The 17,335-nt window shown below is 68.2% G+C and carries 15 protein-coding genes; 6 read left to right on the plus strand and 9 right to left on the minus strand.

Going from position 1 to position 17,335, the window contains the following annotated elements; translation table 11 throughout:
* Positions 1-2 precede the first annotated feature (2 nt).
* On the minus strand, positions 3-1,001 hold the full coding sequence (locus tag P3H15_RS35240) for an aldo/keto reductase (protein WP_276141495.1): 999 nt from the start codon (positions 999-1,001) through the stop codon (positions 3-5).
* Positions 1,002-1,085: 84 nt separating this feature from the next.
* Here P3H15_RS35240 and P3H15_RS35245 point away from each other — a divergent pair, with 84 nt between their 5' ends.
* Positions 1,086-1,652, plus strand: coding sequence for a TIGR03086 family metal-binding protein (locus tag P3H15_RS35245; RefSeq protein ID WP_219456930.1), 567 nt, complete (start codon positions 1,086-1,088; stop codon positions 1,650-1,652).
* A gap of 37 nt (positions 1,653-1,689) precedes the next feature.
* Positions 1,690-3,384 carry a dihydroxy-acid dehydratase gene (gene ilvD, locus P3H15_RS35250; RefSeq protein ID WP_276141496.1) on the plus strand — a complete coding sequence of 565 codons (1,695 nt, stop codon included), beginning with the start codon at positions 1,690-1,692 and terminating at the stop codon, positions 3,382-3,384.
* A gap of 68 nt (positions 3,385-3,452) precedes the next feature.
* Here ilvD and P3H15_RS35255 read toward each other — a convergent pair whose 3' ends face one another.
* Together P3H15_RS35255 and P3H15_RS35260 are read right to left on the minus strand one after the other, a co-directional pair.
* The gene (locus P3H15_RS35255) at positions 3,453-4,106 is read right to left on the minus strand and encodes a S1 family peptidase (RefSeq protein WP_095863423.1); all 654 of its coding nucleotides are present in this window, start codon (positions 4,104-4,106) and stop codon (positions 3,453-3,455) included.
* A gap of 119 nt (positions 4,107-4,225) precedes the next feature.
* Positions 4,226-4,942, minus strand: a complete 717-nt coding sequence (locus P3H15_RS35260; RefSeq protein WP_276141497.1) for a DUF6319 family protein — start codon at positions 4,940-4,942, stop codon at positions 4,226-4,228.
* 101 nt (positions 4,943-5,043) lie between these two features.
* Here P3H15_RS35260 and P3H15_RS35265 point away from each other — a divergent pair, with 101 nt between their 5' ends.
* A complete protein-coding gene (locus P3H15_RS35265; protein ID WP_276141498.1) occupies positions 5,044-6,099 on the plus strand; it encodes an adenylate/guanylate cyclase domain-containing protein in 1,056 nt (351 codons plus the stop codon).
* A 203-nt stretch (positions 6,100-6,302) separates the two neighbouring features.
* On the opposite strand, the gene P3H15_RS35270 is transcribed toward P3H15_RS35265, so the two are convergent.
* Positions 6,303-6,974 (minus strand): TetR/AcrR family transcriptional regulator, encoded by a 672-nt coding sequence (locus tag P3H15_RS35270; RefSeq protein ID WP_276141499.1) that lies wholly within the window; start codon positions 6,972-6,974, stop codon positions 6,303-6,305.
* A gap of 164 nt (positions 6,975-7,138) precedes the next feature.
* Between P3H15_RS35270 and P3H15_RS35275 the strand changes: the two genes are divergently transcribed.
* Both P3H15_RS35275 and P3H15_RS35280 read left to right on the plus strand, forming a co-directional pair.
* Positions 7,139-8,644, plus strand: coding sequence for a DHA2 family efflux MFS transporter permease subunit (locus P3H15_RS35275; protein ID WP_276141508.1), 1,506 nt, complete (start codon positions 7,139-7,141; stop codon positions 8,642-8,644).
* Positions 8,645-8,759: 115 nt separating this feature from the next.
* Entirely contained in the window at positions 8,760-9,656 is an 897-nt protein-coding gene (locus P3H15_RS35280) for a diiron oxygenase (protein ID WP_276141500.1), read from the plus strand.
* Between the two features lies 1 nt (position 9,657).
* On the opposite strand, the gene P3H15_RS35285 is transcribed toward P3H15_RS35280, so the two are convergent.
* From P3H15_RS35285 to P3H15_RS35300, 4 genes are all read right to left on the minus strand, one after another.
* Complete coding sequence (locus P3H15_RS35285; protein WP_276141501.1) at positions 9,658-11,934, minus strand: bifunctional SulP family inorganic anion transporter/carbonic anhydrase; 2,277 nt, start codon at positions 11,932-11,934, stop codon at positions 9,658-9,660.
* A gap of 222 nt (positions 11,935-12,156) precedes the next feature.
* Positions 12,157-13,524, minus strand: coding sequence for an SLC13 family permease (locus P3H15_RS35290; RefSeq protein WP_276141502.1), 1,368 nt, complete (start codon positions 13,522-13,524; stop codon positions 12,157-12,159).
* 28 nt (positions 13,525-13,552) lie between these two features.
* Positions 13,553-14,422 carry a hydroxymethylglutaryl-CoA lyase gene (locus P3H15_RS35295; RefSeq protein WP_276141503.1) on the minus strand — a complete coding sequence of 290 codons (870 nt, stop codon included), beginning with the start codon at positions 14,420-14,422 and terminating at the stop codon, positions 13,553-13,555.
* A gap of 14 nt (positions 14,423-14,436) precedes the next feature.
* A complete protein-coding gene (locus P3H15_RS35300; RefSeq protein WP_276141504.1) occupies positions 14,437-15,654 on the minus strand; it encodes a CaiB/BaiF CoA-transferase family protein in 1,218 nt (405 codons plus the stop codon).
* A 213-nt stretch (positions 15,655-15,867) separates the two neighbouring features.
* On the opposite strand from P3H15_RS35300, the gene P3H15_RS35305 reads away from it, so the two are divergent.
* Entirely contained in the window at positions 15,868-16,410 is a 543-nt protein-coding gene (locus tag P3H15_RS35305) for a gamma carbonic anhydrase family protein (RefSeq protein WP_276141505.1), read from the plus strand.
* 5 nt (positions 16,411-16,415) lie between these two features.
* Here the strand turns inward: P3H15_RS35305 and P3H15_RS35310 are convergent, their stop codons facing one another.
* Positions 16,416-17,063: an IclR family transcriptional regulator gene (locus tag P3H15_RS35310; RefSeq protein WP_276141506.1), complete on the minus strand. Its 648-nt coding sequence runs from the start codon at positions 17,061-17,063 to the stop codon at positions 16,416-16,418.
* Between the last annotated feature and the right edge of the window lie 272 nt (positions 17,064-17,335).

Consider the following 17,335-nt stretch of genomic DNA (forward strand, 5'->3'; position numbering starts at 1 on the left):
AGTCACTCGCGGCCCAGCGACACCCAGGTCGGATCGGCCGTGCGCTCGCCGACCGTGAGGTCCGCGAGCAGGTCCAGACGCGCGATCTGCCCCTCGGTCAGGGTGAGCGCGACCGCACCTGCGTTCTCCGTCACACGGGCCGCGAACCGCGTGCCGGGAATCGACACGGACGGCAACCCGAACTCGCGGCCCTTCGCGTCCAGCCACGCCAGCGACACCTGGGCGGGCGTCGCATCGAGTTCGGCGGCCACCTCCCGGACGACGTCGAGCACCTTCAGGTTCGACGGCAGCGAGTCGTCCCCGAAACGCGGGAACCGGCGACGCAGGTCCTTGTCGCCCAGCACGGCCGGGTCGTACGTTCCGGTGAGGAAGCCCCGGCCCACGGGCGAGTACGGCACGAAGCCGATGCCCAGTTCCGCCGCCGCGGGAACCACGTGCTTCTCGACGTCGCGACTCCAGATGCTCCACTCGCTCTGGATCGCGGCGATGGGATGCACCCGCGACGCGCGACGGAGTTCGTCGCCGGTCGCCTCCGACAGTCCGATGTGGCGGACCTTCCCGGCCTTCACCTGTTCCGCGATCGCGCCGACGGTGTCCTCGATGGGCACCTCGGGGTCGACGCGGTGCAGGTAGTACAGGTCGACGGTGTCGACACCGAGCCGGCTCAGCGATTCGTCGAGAGCCTGCCCCACGTACTCGGGCTTGCCGTTGATGCTGCGCCTGCCGTTCGCGATGTTGCCGACGAGACCGAACTTGGTGGCCAGCTGCACCTCGTCGCGGCGTTCCTTCAACACCGTGCCCACCGCGACCTCACTCGCGCCGTCGCCGTACACGTTGGCCGTGTCGATGAACGTCACTCCGATGTCGATGGCGTGGTGGAGGGTCGCGAGCGCCTCCGCGGGATCGACGGGGCCGTACACGGAGGCGACGGACATGGCGCCGTAGCCCTGCGCACTGACGGTGAGGCCTTCGGACAACTGCACGGTGGGGATGTTGGTCATGCGCCCCATCCTTCCCGAGCACCCCGACAGGTGCATCGTTTGGAATCGCGCTGATCGTGACCCGTCTGCCTCTACCCTGAAGGCATGGCATTCGACTGGTTCGAACTCGCCCGCATCGCCCACCGCGAGTTCGGTGCGCGGGTCGCCGCGATCACCGACTGGTCGGCGCCGACACCGGACCGCGAATGGGACGTCACCCACCTGGTGCGGCACGTCATCGAGGAACAGCAGTGGGTTCCCCCGTTGCTCGCCGGGAAGACGGTCGGCGAGGCGACCCCGGACATCGAACCCCTGCACGGCGACATGCGGGCGGAATGGCAGCGGTATTCGGACGCGGCCATCCGCGCGTGGTCGTCGACCGACCCGCAGACGCACGTGCACCTGTCCTACGGCACGGTGCCGCTCGAGCCGTACCTGCGGCAGCAGACCGCCGACGTCACCATCCACGCCTGGGACCTCGCCAAGGCCACCGGATCCGACGACACACTCGACCCGCAACTCGTCGCCGGGGTCTGGTCGGACCTCGACGGCCAGCGCGAGATGCTCTCCGAGAGCGGACTGTTCGCCGACCCCGTCGACGTACCCGGCGACGCGCCGCTGCAGGATCGCCTGATCGCCCTGACCGGTCGCGATCCCCGGCAACGCATTTAACCAACCGCGCCCGAGGGTCCCGCCTACGCTGGGATGCATGAGTACTCCGGATCCGAAACCCCGCAGCCGCGACGTCACCGACGGACTGGAGAAGACCGCAGCACGCGGCATGCTCCGTGCGGTGGGAATGGGCGACGACGACTGGGGAAAATCCCAGATCGGCGTGGCGTCGTCGTGGAACGAGATCACCCCCTGCAACCTGTCGCTCGACCGGCTCGCGAAGGCCGTCAAGGACGGCGTCCACGCCGCGGGCGGGTATCCCCTCGAGTTCGGCACCATCTCCGTCTCCGACGGCATCTCGATGGGACACGAGGGCATGCACTTCTCCCTCGTGTCCCGTGAGGTGATCGCCGACAGCGTGGAAACGGTGATGCAGGCCGAACGCCTCGACGGGTCCGTGCTGCTCGCCGGTTGCGACAAGTCGCTGCCCGGCATGCTGATGGCCGCGGCCCGCCTCGACCTGTCGAGCGTGTTCCTCTACGCGGGGTCGATCCTGCCGGGCGTCGCCAAACTGTCCGACGGCACCGAACTCGACGTCACCATCATCGACGCGTTCGAGGCGGTCGGCGCGTGTTCGCGCGGACTGATGAGCCGCGAGGACGTCGACGCCATCGAGCGCGCCATCTGCCCCGGAGAGGGTGCGTGCGGCGGCATGTACACGGCGAACACGATGGCCAGCGCCGCCGAGGCGCTCGGCATGTCGCTGCCGGGCAGCGCGTCCCCGCCGGCCACCGACCGTCGCCGCGACGGGTTCGCGAGGCGCAGCGGCGAGGCCGTCGTCGAACTGCTCCGCCGCGGCATCACCGCCAGGGACATCCTCACGAAGGAGGCGTTCGAGAACGCCATCGCCGTGGTGATGGCGTTCGGCGGCTCCACCAACGCCGTCCTGCACCTGCTGGCCATCGCCAGCGAAGCCGGGGTGGAGTTGACCCTCGACGACTTCTCCCGCGTCGGCGCCCGGGTCCCGCACCTCGCGGACGTCAAACCGTTCGGCAAGCACGTGATGAAGGACGTCGACCACATCGGCGGCGTCCCCGTCATCATGAAGGCCCTCCTCGACGCCGGGATGCTGCACGGCGACTGCCTGACCGTCACCGGCCGGACGATGGCCGAGAACCTGGCCGACATCGCGCCGCCCGACCCGGACGGCAAGGTGCTGCGGGCGATGAGTTCGCCCATCCACCCGACCGGCGGCATCACGATCCTCAAGGGTTCCCTCGCGCCGGGCGGCGCGGTGGTGAAGTCCGCCGGGTTCGACTCCGACGTCTTCACCGGCACGGCACGCGTCTTCGAACGGGAGCGGGCCGCGATGGACGCCCTCGAGGACGGCACCATCACGGGCGGCGACGTCGTCGTCATCCGCTACGAGGGACCCAAGGGCGGTCCCGGCATGCGCGAGATGCTCGCGATCACCGGCGCCATCAAGGGCGCAGGCCTCGGCAAGGACGTCCTGCTGCTCACCGACGGCCGATTCTCCGGCGGCACCACCGGCCTGTGCGTCGGGCACGTGGCACCGGAGGCCGTCGACGGCGGTCCGATCGCGTTCGTCCGCGACGGCGACCAGATCCGCCTGGACGTCGGAAAGGGCACGCTGGAATTGCTCGTCGACGAGAAGGAACTCGCCGGCCGCAAGAGCGAGTGGGAACCCCTGCCCCCGCGCTACACCCGCGGGGTCCTGGCCAAGTACACGAAGCTCGTCGGTTCCGCCTCGGGCGGCGCCGTCTGCGGGTAGGCGCTCCGCGCCCGTGAGTGGTTGACGAGTCCAGAGACTCGTTAAGCACTCACGGGCGCCGAAGGCGCCTAGATGGGCCGGAACCCGGCGCCGGGACCGGCGTTCGCGTTCATGTCGGCGACGATCGAGTTGAGGTTGGTGCCGATCTCCGGGCCGATGCACGGGGCGGCGAGGTAGGCGTTGACCATGGCGACGAGGGTGGTGCCGACGACCATCGGTGCGCCCGAGTCACCTTCGATCACACAGGCCTGGGTCCACGTCTCCCCCGTCTGCATGAGGTCGCCGTAGACGATGCCGCACGTGTTGCCCGTGGTTCGGCCTTCCTTGCACGCCACCTGCGGGAACGCTGCCGGGGCGCCGATCCGGGTGATGGTGACGCCGCCGACCCGGTTGACCGGGACGACCTTCGCCGGATCGAACTGGATCACCGCGTAGTCGAGCGCGGGGTTGGAGATGACGAACTTCCCGATGATGCCGCTGTCCTGACTGGCCTCGGGCACCACGTACGAGCCGACCTCACCGCAGTGGCCCGCCGTCAGGCCGACGAGCCTGCCCGCATTGTCGTGTCCGATGGTGGTGAGTGAACAGACCAGTTCGTCGTTCACCACGATCCCCGAACCGCCCCCCATGACGGCGGCCGGAGCTGCTGTCGCGGTCCCTGCCGCAACGAATCCCAGAATTCCCGCTGTCGCCGCAACAACCGCCGCGAATCGTTTCAACATTTTTCGAACCTTCCCGGATGAGCCCCGACGGCCGCGTGTCTCCATAAGAATCCCACCCCGCACAAGACCTGCGTGCGGAAATGCCGATGTAGAGACCGCGGCCGTTGCTCGCTCCGGTACTACTCGCCGGCGCCGAGTGCCTCCAGCGCTTTCCGGGCGTCCTCGAGTTGCCGGCTCAGCTCGTCGACCCGGGCGGCGGCGAGGTTGCGGGCCGCCACGATGATCGACTCGACGGCCTCGATCGCCGTCTCCTCGCCGAGTTCCCGGACGGCACGCTCGACGGCGTCCGGTGACACGGGGACGGCCTTGCCGGGACGCTTGGCTCCGTGCGCGACGGTGACGCTCCAGTCGTTGTCGGCGCCGGCGTGGATGGTGACGCTGACGCCCGCCGGCACCTTCTTGGCGGTGCGTTTGGCCGGTGCCGCGGCGGGTTTCGGGACTGCGGCGGCGGCCGGTTGCGGCACCGCGACGGCCTTCGCCGCGGGCGTCTTGGGGGCGGGCGGCGGACCCGGTTCGATCTCCTGGTGCACGACCGGCGCTGCGGGGGCGGACTTGGCGGCGGGCGCCGGCTTGGGCGCCGGACTTCGTCTCATCAGAAGCTCCTCGGCTTCGAAGGGGAGCTCGTCGTCGACGCCCTTGGGGCGAATCAAGACCGTATTGCCTTGCACGGAGATGACTTTGGCCGAGGCTCCGGCCTCGAGCCCGAGGCTGGGCATCGCCTCGCGCAGATACACGGTGGCCCGCTTGCCTTCCGCGATCGCGGCAGCGAGGGTCTCGAGATTCTCCGCGGTCAGGTGATCCGGTGCGGCGGCGCCGGAACGTCTACGGGGCGGCATGCGCTGTCCTTTCTGGTCTGTCTCCTGGTTACGCTCGTGAGCACCGCAACTCTTGCACACACCACCGACGGTTCCGCATCGAACGTAACGAGAGGAACGACGTGACCTCGGAAGCACCGGAGAACGGCGACGAGACGTCAGCGCCGACGGAGATCTCACCGACCCTGCTCCGCGACGTCCAGGCCGATCTCGAGGAGTCGCTTCTGGGCGGGCCCCGCCGGTACACGCGGGCCGAGATCGCCGACGTCGCGGGGGTGTCCCTCGACCGGGCGGACCGCCTGTGGGTGTCGATGGGGTTCGCGGTCGACATCGACCCCGACAGCGTCATGTTCACCGAGGGGGACGCCGCCGCGCTGAGGACCATCGCGTCACTCGTCGACCGCGGGATCATCTCGCCGGAACGCGAAGTGGCGGCGGCCCGCGCTCTGGGCCAGTCGCTGTCGCGGCTCGCCGAATGGCAGGTGTCGCTGATCAGCACGCACATCGACGATCAGCTCGCGGACTCGGCGGGCAGCGACGAGCAGGCGATCCGGGAGCAGGTGCGGGGACTCACCGCCGAGATCCTTCCGGCGGTCGAGTCGCTGCAGGCGTACGTGTGGCGCAGGCACGTCGCCTCGACCACGGGCCGCAACGTGGGCAATCCCGGTGAGGAGGTCGCGAGCCGGACCCTGGTGGTCGGGTTCGCGGACATCGTCGGATACACGTCCCTGACGCGTCAGCTCGGTGCCCGGGATCTCGCGGATCTGCTGGAACGCTTCGAGTCGGCCTCGACGACGGTGATCGGCGGGCATCAGGGGTGGGTGGTGAAAACGGTCGGCGACGAGGTGATGTTCGCCGTCGAATCGCCGGCGGATGCGGCGGAGATCGCCCTGCAACTCCAGGAGCGGGTTTTGCCGGACGAGTCGGACCCCGAACTGCGGGTCGGTCTGGCGATGGGTCCGGTTCTCGTCCGGTTCGGCGACCTCTACGGTTCTGTCGTCAACACCGCGGCGAGACTCACCGGTTCGGCGCGTCCCGGCACGGTGCTGATCGACGAGGAACTCGCCCACGAACTCGACGGCGCTCCCGATTACTACCTCAAACAGCTACGCCCACGACGCGTTCGAGGGATACGCAGGCTGGAGCAGTTCGTGCTGCGCCGCAACCGGGACGCCTGACGAGCGTCAGCTTCCGAAGGGAAGGGTTCCGGGCGGGATGGAGTATCCGCTGCTGCCGGCGGCGACGCCGCCCCACGCACCGAGGAGCCAGTTGAGTGCATCAGTGATCATCGAAAAACCTTCCCACACCATTCATCAGACAGGCGCGGCGTCGGGTGCCGCGCGCACTGCCACGGTAATGACGACAGCCTGAGCTGTCGACGTCATAATGCCTGAGCAGGCGGTATCTCGCGCAGCGCCGGCGAGCCGACACCGGCTTCGACCTGGGCGGCGCGTGCCGCGAGGAAGTCGTCGACGATCTGCTCACACGCGGCGCGTCCGAGCGGGGTGAGGGTGGCGAGCCGGGTGAAGACGAGCGGTCCGAGGAGCTGGGCGAGGGCGAGGTCGTAGTCGAATTTTCCGAGGCGTTCCGCCGCCTCCGGTGTGCCGAAGACCTGGTCGAACGCCGCCCGGTACTGCGCGACGATCGTCTGCCGGAGCGTCCGCAGTTCCGGTTTGTCCGACTGGGCGGCGTCCGCGCTCGAGTAGTCGTCCAGCGCGGGACCCATGCCCAGCCAGCACATCGCCGTCACGTTCATGGGGGCACTCTCGATGAGTTTCGCCTGACTGACCATCAACTCGACCAGCCGGTCCCGGAGGTCGCCTTCAGCGGGCACCGTCGGGGCCGGCGGAATCAGCCGCCCGAACGCCGCGGCAACCAGTTCGGTGCCGTTGTCGAAATGCCGGTAGAGCGTGGCACGAGCCACCTTCGCCAGCGTCGTGACGGCGTCGATGGTGACGGCGTCCGTGCCGCCCTTCGCGAGGAGAGTTGTCGCGGCGTCGAGAAGTCGCGCACGCGAGCGCTGCCTGCGGGGATCCTGCTCGGTCATCTGCACCGCCCGTTCCTGCCACTGCCCGACCTCTTGTGAACCGTCAGTCTACCAACGATACTGACAGTCTTATTTCTATCGGGAGGAGTGTCGTGCACGCTCGGAACGAGGCATCACAGGAACAGCAGGAACAACCGGAGAATGCCGGCTGGACCCTGCGGCAGATCTGGATGCTCACGGTCTCGTGCTGCGCCGTCGCCCTTGTCGTCGCGGCGATGGCGGCCCTCAACACCGCACTCCCCGACCTCGCCCGAGACACGGGTGCGACGCAGAGTCAGCTGACGTGGATCGTCGACGGCTACACCCTGACGCTGGCCGCCCTGCTGCTTCCGGCGGGCGCGCTCGGCGACCGGTACGGCAGGCGTGGGCTGCTCATGATCGGACTGCTGATCTTCGGCGCCTCCACCGCGATCCCCCTCGTCGACGACGCGCCCGAGTGGATCATCGGCTCCCGGGCGATGGCGGGCGTCGGCGCCGCCCTCGTCATGCCCGCCACGCTGTCGCTGCTCACGTCGGGTTTTCCACCGGCACACCGGGGCCGGGCCGTGGGCATCTGGTCGGGTGTCGCCGGTTCCGGTGCGATCGCAGGCCTGCTGGTCTCCGGATTTCTGCTCGAGAAGTGGTCGTGGCACGCCATCTTCATCGGCCTCACCGTGGTGTCCGCGCTGATCTTCGTCACGGGCTTCACCATCTCGTCGTCCCGGGAGTCGCAGCGCCCACCTCTGGACCTGCCCGGCACCGGGCTGATCGCCGCCGCGGTCGGCCTGTTCGTCCTGGGAACCATCGAGGCGCCGCAGCGCGGCTGGCTGGATCCCGTCGTGCTCGGACTGCTCGTCGGCGGACTCGCCGCCGCGGCCGCGTTCGCCCTCGTGGAACTTCGCCGAAAACATCCCCTGCTCGACGTCCGACTGTTCGCCAACCGTGCGTTCGGCTCGGGGTCGATGTCGCTGCTGCTGCAGTTCCTCGCCTCACTCGGCCTGTTCTTCCTGCTCGTCCAGTACCTGCAACTGGTGCTGGACTACTCCCCTCTGCAGTCGGCGCTCGCGCTCGCTCCCCTCGCCGTGCCGGTGGTCGCGATGTCCGCGGTCATGCCGATGCTCGTCCCGCACGTCGGGCTGCGGCCGCTGCTCGCGTCCGGCTCCGCGCTGCTCGGCCTGGGCATTCTCCTACTGGTGCGGCTCGACGCGCAGTCGAGTTACGCCGAGGTGTGCGCCCCGCTCATCGTGGCCGCGTTCGGCATCGGACTGTGCACGGCGCCCGCGACGTCGGCGATCGTGCAGAACACTCCCGACGAGAAGCAGGGTGTCGCGTCGGCCGTCAACGACACGGCGCGCGAGATCGGCTCGGCCATCGGGGTCGCGCTCGCGGGCAGCGTCCTGGCCGCAGGTTACGGCAGGCACGTGCAGCCCACGGTCGACGCCGTCCCGGAGGCCGCGAAGGAGCCGGTGTCGAGTTCGCTGGCGGCGGCACTGCAGGTCGCCGACGTCGCCGGCCCGCAGGGTGAGCAACTGGCGACGTTCGCCCGGGATTCGTTCCTGAAGGGTTTCGACGAGGCGTCCATCGTTCTGGCCTGCGTGCTGTTCGGCGCATCGCTACTGCTCGCGGTGTGGGCGCCCGGGCGGAAGGGGTCCGTGCCGAGGGCCGAATCGCCGCAGGAACTGGCCGAGATCGACTGAGCGGACGTTGCCCTTGTGACCGCCGTCGCTGTATCGTTCAGTATCAGTAACTGAATGTCACAGTTAGTTGACCGCCCACATCACAGGTCAACCAGTCACAGATCAAGGGGTAGTGATGACCGCATCGATCGTCGTCTCCGACCGCGAAGAGACCGCCCAGCGCTTGCTGGCGTCCTCGGCACGCAAGTCCTACGACCCGATGGTCGAGGTCGACTGGGAAGCACCGATCCCGGAGGACAAGTTCGGCCTCACCCCCGAATGGAGCACGCTCTACGGCACGGCCCTCTGGGACGAGATGACCGACCATCAGAAGGTCGAACTCACCAAGCACGAGGCCGCCAGCGTCTCCAGCGTCGGATTGTGGTTCGAGATCCTCCTCATGCAGATGCTCCTGCGCGACGTGTACGGCCGCGACAAGCACTCACGGCACGTCCAGTTCGCCCTCACCGAGGTCGCGGACGAGTGCCGCCACTCGGTGATGTTCGCCCGCGCAGGCGAACGCCTGAACATGCCGAGCTACGGCCCCCATCCGGTGATCCACAAGCTCGGGCGCATCTGGGGCGGCTTCTTCCGGGGCGCCAACGCGTACGCCAGCGTGATGGCCGCCGAGGAGATCCTCGACATGATGCAGCGCGACTTCATGAAGGACGAGCGCGTGCAGCCCGTCACCCGCACGGTGAGCAAGATCCACGTCCTCGAGGAGGCCCGCCACATCCGCTTCGCCCGCGAGGAGGTCGGACGCCGCATCGAGGGCGCGAGCTGGACCCGCCTCCAGATCGAGCGGCTCAACACGGCGGTGGTCGTGTACTTCGTGATGAAGAGCATGATCCGCAAGGACGTCTACGCGAACGCCGGCCTCGACCCGAAGCGGGCCGCCGCCGAGGCCAAGAGCAACCAGCACTACAAGGACACCGTCCGGACGTCCGGTTCCAAGTTGATGCAGTTCCTCGATGGCGTCGGCCTCGTCGGCGGCCCGTCGAAGCGCCTCTACAAGAGGGTCCATCTCCTCTGAATCATGTCGGCACGTGGTCCAGGTAGGACACACCGGTCGAGGTGATCTCGAGTACGCGCGCGGACGGAATGTCGAAGAACATTCCCGCGACGCGTACTCGGCCCTCGGCCGCCGCCGCGCCGACGAGGGGATGGCGCCCGAGGGTGTGCACCTGGACCGCCACGTTCACCATGCCCAGCTGGTCGACTTCGTCGAATCCCAGTTCGGCCGCCGCACGCGCCACCGGGTGACCGCCGAGGAACGCCGTGCGGCTCGGCTGCGCGAACGTCAGCCACTGCTCGACGGCGCCCTCGGATCCGTCCGTGTCCGCCTGCGCCTCTGCCAGGACGGCCTTCATCGCGCCGCAGCCGGAGTGGCCGCACACGATCACCGAGCTGACCTCGAGTTCGTCGAGCGCGAAGGCCAGGCCCGCTTCGACGGACACGTCCTGCTTCCCGGTCGGGACGAGGTTGCCGACGTTGCGCACCGTGAACAGGTCGCCGGGACCGCTGCTGGTGATCACGTTCGGCACGATGCGTGAATCGGAGCAGGTGAGGAACAGCGAGTCGGGGCGCTGCCCGTCCCGCAGGTCGTCGAGGTGCGGCTGCAGTTGCGCCGCGTGGCGCCGGTGGTACTCCGACACTCCGGCGAGGACGGGTCGCAGCGCCGCCGGTGTGGTGGTCTCCCCGGTGTCGTGGTGCCGCGGCTGCCAGCTCTTCCACGGGGCGAACCCGCGGGGGCTCGCCACGCCGACGCCGCGCCGGGGCGGCGACGCACCCACGGCGTCCATGTCGACGGGACCGAGCGCGTCGATCACGACGGTTCCGCCGTTGTTCTCGTAGTGCCGCTTCCAGTCGTCGATCGCTTCGAACATGGCGTGGTCGAGGAAGTCGACCGCCAGTTCCACGGTGACGTGTGCGCCCGCGGGGACTTTCGCGAGCAGCCCGGTCAGTGCGGGCATGGACAGGAAGCTGCACGACCCCTCGACGGTCACGCGCCACCGCCCGGAGTCCTCGGATCCGATGGGTTCGGCGCGCATCCTGGGGTGGATGACCCGCCACAGCAGCAGGACCACCGCGAGTGCGAGACCGATGATCACGCCCTCGAGCAGGTTCAGGAAGACCACGCCGGCCACGGTCACGCCGTACACCCACAGGTCGCCGGTGCGGCGGGCCGTGCGCAGGTGCGCCATCTTGACGAGCTGGATGCCGATCACGATGAGCAGTCCGGCGAGCGCGGCCATCGGGATCTGCTCGACCAGCGCGGTGAGCAGTGCGGCGAAGACGAGGATCCAGACGCCGTGCAGCACCGCGGATGCCCGGGTCTTCGCCCCGGCGGCGACGTTGGTGGAGCTGCGCACGATGACACCGGTGACCGGCAGGCCACCGATGAGACCCGAGACCATGTTGGCCGAACCCTGACCGACGAGTTCCCGATTGAACTCCGACCGGGTCCCGCCGTGCATCTTGTCGACGGCGACGGCGGACAGCAGGCTTTCGACGCTGGCGATCAGCGCGACCGTCAGCACACCGGTGGCCACGGCGAGCCACGGGCCTTCCGGCATCGAGGGCAGCGCCACGGCGTCGAACAGGGAGCCGTCCAACGTGATTCGATCGAGCTCGAACGGGAGAACCAGGGACAGAACGGTTGCGGCGACGACGGCGACCAGCGGTCCCGGGAGTACCTTCAGCTTGCCGGGAATCTTCTTCCAGAACAACAGGACGACGATGACGACCGCTCCCACGAGGACGTCGCCGTACCGGGCGGATATCAGCTGTCCGGGCAGCTGGGTGATGTTCTCGACGGTCGAGCTGTGGGAGCTGCCGCCGAGGAGGACGTGAATCTGCTGGAGGGCGATCGTGATTCCGATGCCGGCCAGCATGGCGTGGACGACGACCGGTGCGATGGCCAGGGCGGCGCGGGCAATCTTACTGAGTCCGAAGATGATTTGAAGGAATCCGGCGGCGACGGTGATCGCACACGTGGCCTTCCAGCCGAACGTGGCGACCAATTCTGCTACCACCACGGTCAATCCGGCGGCGGGACCGCTGACCTGGAGCGGCGCCCCACCGACGGAACCTGCGACCACGCCGCCGACGATCGCGGCGATGAGTCCCGCCATGATCGGGGCGTCGGACGCGATGGCGATGCCGAGCGACAGCGGCAGGGCGACGAGGAAGACGACGAGCGATGCGGGTAGGTCGTATCGCGCGTTGTTTCGCCACCTTTCGCCGCGGGTCGGTCCGGGGGCGGGGGCACCGGATGGGGGTGCTTTCTCGTTCTCGAGGATCGACGACATGTCGACACCTTACGGGCGGAGAACGACGAAACGCCCGAAACGGACGTAATCTTGTGGCATGTGTCACTGTGGCAGCACTTTTCACCCAGTTGAATCGAAAACTATTGGACAACAGTCCATTACATGAAGATTAAAGTACGTAAAGTTCACAGTCGGCGGCCTCGCACCGTGAGAAGTGCCGGTCACCGCCCCGAAGACGGTGACCGGCACTGCCCGGAAGACCTACACGGACGTCGGCACGACGACCAGCGCCCAGACGAACATCGGAGCCGACAGTATGATCAGGCCGCAGTAGGCGAGCATCTTGCGCTGGAACCGCGCCTTGTCCTCGACCTGTGCGTTGGCGAGCACCATCACGCCGTTCGTCGAGAACGGGCTGACGTCGACCACCGTCGCGGAGAACGCCAGGGCGGCGACGAATCCCACGGCGCCCACCTCCCCCATCGCGAGCATCGGCGCGGCGAGGGGCAACGCTATGCCGAGCGTGCCGATCGACGATCCGAACGCGGAGATGATCGCGACCGCGTAGCAGAGGATCAATGCGGTCAGCAATGGCGATCCGAGAGCCGACGCCGCGTCACCGAGGAAGTCGAGCGTGCCGTTCTGCGTCATGACCGCCATGTAGGTGAGCATCCCGCACACGAGCACCACGGCGGGCCATGCCACGTTGTCGACGACCTTGGGGTGCGACTTGGGCGCCATCAACAGCAGGACCGCGCTGATGCAGATCGAGCTGACGCCGACGTCGATTCCGAACGCGACCGACCCGACGACGAGGAACCCGATGCCCGCGAGTGTCGCGAACCGATACCTGTCCATCTTCACCGGCTTCATGCCCTCGTGACTCAGCGCTTCCTCGATGACCTCGCGATCGGTGAGCGTCGCGGTGTTCCCGCCCGGACCGCCGGCGGGGGCGCCACCACCGGACGACCGGCGCGGGGAACCGCCGAATCCGCCGCCGTCGGATGTCTCCTCGACCGGGCGCGGAGCGCGGTGCCCGATCAGGTCGAGGCCGTAGATCAGGAACAGCACGATCGCGATGGCCAGGTTCAGCACGAACGGCAGAGCGAACAGGACCAGCGGGTTCGCCCCCACGCCGGTGGAGTCCATCAGCCCGTTGATGAACGCGCCGTAGAGGTTGATGGGCGAGAACGCGCAGGCCAGGGCGCCGTGGCTGATGACCATGCCCATCAGGAACGGATTGATCCTGTTCTTGGCCGCGAGGGGCATCGCGATGGGGGCGAGCATTCCGACCGCGAGCACGGACCCGAGTGCCATCAGCAGCCCGGACAGCAGGAACATCATCCACAGGATCGCCCACCGCCTGCCGCGCACGAGGCGCAGCGAGGCCTCGATGACAAGGTCGATGGTCCCGTTCGCCTTCGCGATGGCGAACAGCAGCGTGATGCCGCCGACGATGATGAACGTGCTGCCGGGGAAGGCGTCGATGATGTCCTCGACCGGGATCCCGGACACCCAGCCGCCGATGACGAATGCTCCGGCGAACGCGAGGATGCCCATGTTGATCGGCGTGAGTGTCGCGACGGTGAAGATCGCGATCAGAGCGACGATGGAGATTGCGTAGACCATGGTCGGCCTTTCGGGGTGAGTTCGCAGTTCACACTGCGGAGAGGGGCCGAGCTTGTGCCAGAGCAAGTTTCACGGTGTCGACGGCGAGGCCGAGGGCCTGCTGATCGATGCCCGTGTCGATGTCGTGCGCGTGGAGGTGCGCTACCAGTTCCTCGGTGGCGAGATTGCCGTGGGCGCCCGGGGCGAACGGGCAGCCGCCGTACCCTCCGATGGCGCTGTCGAAGTGCGTGATGCCGAGTTGCCGGTGCGCGGCGATCACGGTGCCGAGGGCCTGCCCGTGTGCGTTGTGCAGGTGCAGGCTCAGTTCGATGTCGGGGAGGGCGTCGCGTACCGCCCCGACCGACGCGAGCACCTGCTCGGTGGTGGCCGTTCCCAAGGTGTCGGCCAGCCCGAGCCTGCGCACACCCATCGCGGCCATCGCGCGCGCCACCCGCACCAGCGCGGCGGGGGCGATGATGCCCTCGAACGGGCAGACGAACGCGGTCGACACACCTCCGAGGAAACTCCGGTCCGGGTACTTCTGCAATGCCTCGGCGAGTCCGGTCAGCGCCTCGTCCGGATTCCGGCCGGTGTTCGCCGTGCTGTGCCCGGCGCTGGCGGACGTCACGACCTGGATCTCGTCGATGCCGGTCGCCACGGCGCGGTGCACCCCACGCGGGTTGAGTGCGAGGGCGCTGTAGGTGACCGACGGATCGGTGCGGGGCAATCGGGCGATGACGTCGTCGGCGTCCGCCATCTGCGGGACGCGTGTGGGCGAGACGAACGATGCCGCCTCGATGTGCGTCACGCCTGCGGCGACGAGTGCGTCCGCGACGGCGATCTTGTGGTCGGTGGAGACGACCGCGTCCTCGTCCTGCAATCCGTCCCGCAGCACGACATCCGTTATGGTGACTGTCATTTCACTTCTCCGATTCAGACGATGTCGCGGGCGCGGTAGTCGGCGAGCTGATCGCCCGACAGGTTCAGCAATCCGCCGAGGATCTCGTCGGTGTGCTCACCCAGCTCGGGTCCTGCCCAGCGGATCTGGGTGGGTTCGCCGTCGAGGTGCGGGACGACTCCGGGGAAGCGCACTTCTTCGGGTTCCCCGTCGACGGACACCTTCAGGCTCTGCAGCATGCCGCGCGCGTTGTAGTGCTCGTCGTCCGCGATCTGCACCGCGTCGTACACCTCGCCGACGGGCACGCCGGCGGCGCCGAGTTCGGCGACCACGTCGCGGGGACGCCGCTGGGACGTCCACGCGGAGATCGCGTCGTCGAGTTCGGCTTCACGCCGGAATCGCTGGTCCCCGTCGGCCAGTTCGGGATCGTCGGCGAGATCGCCCCGTCCCACGGCCTGCATCAGCCGGCCGAACACGCCGCTCGAGTTGCCGGCGATCATCACGGAGCCGCCGTCGCACGGATAGACACCGCTCGGCACCACGCCGGGCAGGTTGCCCGCGGTCCGCTCGCGGACCATGCCGTACGCGTCGTAGTCGGGAACGAGGGACTCCATCGCCATGAACACCGATTCGTACAGGGCCACGTCCGCCACCCGCGGGGTCGAATGATCGCCCTGTCTCGCCCTGGCCAGCAACATCATCAGGGCGCCGATCGCGCCGTGCAGCCCGGCGAGGGTGTCGGCGATGGGGGCGGCCGCCCGGACGGATTGACGGTCCGGGTAGCCGGTGACGTGCCGTAGCCCGCCGAAAGCCTCGGCGACACCGCCGAATCCGGTGCGCTCCCGGTACGGGCCGGTCTGCCCATAGCCGGAGATCCGCACGAGGACGATGTCGGGGTTGGCGGCCGTCAGCTGGTCGGGGCCGATTCCCCACCGTTCGAGCGTTCCGGGGCGGAAGTTCTCGATGACGACATCCGACTTCCGGGCGAGGTCGAGGATGATCGCGCGGCCCTCGTCCGTCCGGAGGTCGAGCGTGACGGACCGCTTGTTGCGGGCGATGGTGCGGAACATCATCGACGTCGCGCCGCGACGGCGGCGCCAGCCCCGCAGTTCGTCGCCGACGCCCGGCCGTTCGATCTTGACGACCTCGGCGCCGAAGTCGGCGAAGATGCGGCTCGCGATGGGGGCCGCGATGAAGTTGCCGAGTTCCAGCACACGGATGCCGTGCAGTGGGCCGTTTTCTGGGACCTGCATGTGAGAGTTCTCCCTCGTCGATCTGTACCGGATGTCCACGGGAGCCCTGCCTGCACATTCTCATTATTTGGCAGTTAGCTTCCCGTCTGATAAGAATGACGGTAGTGGGCGCAGTCACAATTGGCAATGCCCGGAGTCCGCGCCACACGACAATGGACGACGGAACGCTGCGAGATGCAGCGCGAATCCGCTGCTCGACAGGAGGAGAACACGGTGAGAGAACCACACGTCGTTGCGATCAACGGACGTTCGCCGCGCGCGGAGAAGACCGCGTGGGTCGCGCCGACCGCGGCGGTGATCGGCGCCGCGACCCTCGGCGCGAAGGCCAGCGTCTGGTACGGCGCCGTGCTGCGGGCCGATTGCGATTCCATCACCCTCGGCGAGGGCAGCAACATCCAGGACGGAGTGGACGTTCACGTCGACCCGGGGTTCCCCGTGGTCGTCGGCCGGGACGTCAGTGTGGGGCACAACGCCGTGCTGCACGGCTGCACCGTGGAGGACGGCGCCCTCGTGGGTATGGGCGCCACCGTCCTCAACGGCGCGGTGATCGGCACGCAGTCGCTGATCGCGGCCGGTGCGCTCGTCCTCGAAGGAACCCGGATTCCGCCGCGCTCACTCGTTGCCGGCGTGCCCGCGAAGGTCCGCCGGGAACTGACCGACGACGAGGTGGGCCACAACGCCGCCAACGCGGCGGTCTACCGCCAACTGGCGCAGCAACATCGGTCGGCCGACGTCACCACGTTCGACATCGCCTGAACGAGTCAGTCGCCGGGAACGGACGTCTCGATCTGCCGCGCAGCAGCGACGACTGCGCGGCCCATCCGGGAACCCAGATTCTCCCCCATGCGCCCCTCGGGACCGGACACGCACACGGCGGCCACGATCTCGCCGTGCCTGCGAACCGGTGCGCTGATGGAGGCGGAACCCGGTGTGCGTTCCGAAATCGACACCCACCAACCCGATTTCACCGCCTCGGGGTCGGACTCCCAGTCTCCGGACAGCACGTGCCCACTCGACCCCTGCGGAAGCGGCACCAATGTTCCGACGGGCAGCGCGACCCGCAGCTCGTGCTGCGAGTCGACGCTGGCCGCACAGAGCCGCGATTCGCCCCGCCGCACCCACAACTGAGCGGATTCCCCTGTCTTCTCCGCCAATTCGCGCAGAGCCGGGACCGCGAGATCACTCAGCGCCGTCGTGACGAACCGCTGACCGAGGTAGAAACGGCCTTCCTGATCCTTCCGGAGGAGGCCGTGCTTGACCATGTCCGTTGCCAGCCGGTACGTGGTCGACAGGGACAGGTCCAGCTCGCGGGCGAGGTCGCTCGCACCCATCGGGTTCGACTCCACGACATCGAGGATCGCCACCGCGCGAGCGAGCACTCCGACGCCGATCTCACTCCGCGCAACCATCGCAGTCCATTTCTATTGCCCCATTGAAGTATTCAGATTGTATAGGAAAGCGGGGCCGGGGCCGCTCTCATCCGTCGATGCGGCTAGATGCGCGGGACTCGGTTGACGACCGGGCCGGCGGCCGGTTACCTCTGTGTCAGGCATTCGCCACTCCCCCGGTGCGCAGTCGCACTCACCTTCTCCGTATCCGAAAACCGTTGCAAGGAAAGGCACCATCATGACGATCGAGCAGACTCTCACCGACAAGGAACGCCTGGCAGGTCTCGACCTCG

Origin of the sequence: Rhodococcus sp. T2V (genome assembly GCF_029269925.1) — a bacterium.
GTDB lineage: Bacteria > Actinomycetota > Actinomycetes > Mycobacteriales > Mycobacteriaceae > Rhodococcus_F > Rhodococcus_F koreensis.